This is a genomic window from Melioribacter sulfuriphilus, assembly GCF_051488685.1.
In the GTDB taxonomy this organism is placed as follows: Bacteria; Bacteroidota; Ignavibacteria; order Ignavibacteriales; family Melioribacteraceae; genus Melioribacter.
In genome coordinates this window covers 1-1,766 of record NZ_JBPSEH010000020.1, presented here as the reverse complement: position 1 = coordinate 1,766, position 1,766 = coordinate 1, and the positions used below count along the sequence as shown (strand labels likewise).

Annotated in this window: 2 protein-coding genes; both read left to right on the top strand. The window is 32.1% G+C overall.

Annotated elements, in window-relative coordinates; translation table 11 throughout:
- Window positions 1–208: 208 nt before the first annotated feature.
- Window positions 209–1,294 carry a T9SS type A sorting domain-containing protein gene (locus ACSSV9_RS14545; protein ID WP_437347987.1) on the top strand — a complete coding sequence of 362 codons (1,086 nt, stop codon included), beginning with the start codon at window positions 209–211 and terminating at the stop codon, window positions 1,292–1,294.
- Between the two features lie 67 nt (window positions 1,295–1,361).
- The coding region (locus tag ACSSV9_RS14540) for a hypothetical protein (protein WP_437347986.1) at window positions 1,362–1,766 on the top strand (405 nt) is incomplete at its 3' end.

Sequence of the window (1,766 nt, the reverse complement as noted above, 5' to 3'; positions counted from 1 at the left end):
GTTATATGGCAAAATCATAAATTAATAAGGAGGTACTGCAAAAAAAATAATTTTCTAAAAACCCCGGCGCTGGTGGCACCGGGGCAAATGCAAACAAATAATTTAACCTTCTATTACTACAGTTTTGCAAATTGTAGAAACAGATTTGTTTGCGATACAAATATACCATTCCACCATAAAATTATTAAATAATTTATGGGGTAATGTTATGAAAAAGTTAATTCTAATTGTTTTTATTTTAATTCAATCATTTGCTTATGGTGCAAATGTCTATTTCGATTTACCTTCAAATAATCAATCTTTTCAAATTGATGCAAATGGAAGAGCTGGGGTTAGTTATCATATACTAACAGTATCATTGTTTTATGTAACTGATTGGTATGGTGCAAAAGTTCAATATCCGGATGGTCACTGGGGTTCTTGGCAAACGGGTCAGAGCGGCGGCTGGGTATTTACTCAAGCTGGGACCTATCATCTTCAAGGCGCAGTACATGTTGTTAGTGATCTAAATGGTGGGAACAACTATTACATGTATTCGAACATTCTTACTTTTTACGTTACACCCCCGCCACAACCTCTAACAAATGTTTCAATATTTGGTGATTTTTCTCTTTATTTAGGAAGTACTGGATATTGGAATGCTACTTTAACAAATGGTATTGCTCCATTTAACTATAATTGGCAAATAATGTATCTTGGTAGCATATCATCATTATCGTTAGAAAGCAAAACATTAACAAGCACAGAGAAAATCGGTTCTGGCGGAATTATAATTAATGCCCCGCCAAGCGAGTATTGGTTTTCTGTTGGCACAAATTCGCCTACTTTCAGTCGCACTAATACTGGGTCGGATCCACGAGATTTTAAATTGAGATGTATTGTTACAGATGCAAGCAACACAACCAAAACATCAAATGAATGGTATGTAGATGTACTTTTTGAATATCCACCTCAAATGAGTATTGTACAAAATAATTCTAACATCCAAAATGCATCTTTAGCAAAAGAATCTTTATTTGAATCTGTCCCAACAGAGTATTCTCTTAAACAAAACTATCCAAATCCGTTTAATCCAACTACTACTATTGAGTACCAATTGCCATCAGACGGATTTGTTTCGCTAAAGATATTTGATTTACTTGGCAGTGAAATAAAAACTCTAGTAAATGATTTTAAAACCAAAGGTAAATATTCAATAACATTTGATGCTTCAAATCTTGCTAGTGGAATATATATTTATCAAATAAAATCGAATAATTTTAGTTCAATTAAGAAAATGATATTATCAAAATAACTCAATGAATTAAAAAATATTTATTAGGGCAAGCTTTTAAGCTTGCCCTTTAAATTGAGAGTCAAAGATGAGCTCAATCAAAAATTATATAAAAATTAATTTTATTTTTTTTCCTGTTTTATTAATTCTCTTTGGTTGTGAAAATTCAAATGAACCATTAGTTATAGCTAATGAGTATATGTCATTGAACGTTGGTGATATAAGACAATACTGTATGCCATATTCCAATAATCCAGAAATTCATACAGTTTGGAAAATAGCCGGCAAAACGCATCGTTCGGACGGTACAGAAGTTTTTATAACTGAGTGGTATTTTTATAGTTACGATTCTAATAGTAAATATGTTTCATATTATTTCATTCGAGATGGATTTTTAATTTATACTGAGCTTGAGAAAACATCAACCTACCAAGGGAATCCATATTCTGAACAACGATTAGCTAAAATTTCCCCGAACGATGGAGATGTTTGG

Bases quoted from the DNA above. Each gene is read 5' to 3' on its own strand.
- ACSSV9_RS14545 (WP_437347987.1), top strand. From the start codon at position 209: ATGAAAAAGTTAATTCTAATTGTTTTTATTTTAATTCAATCATTTGCT.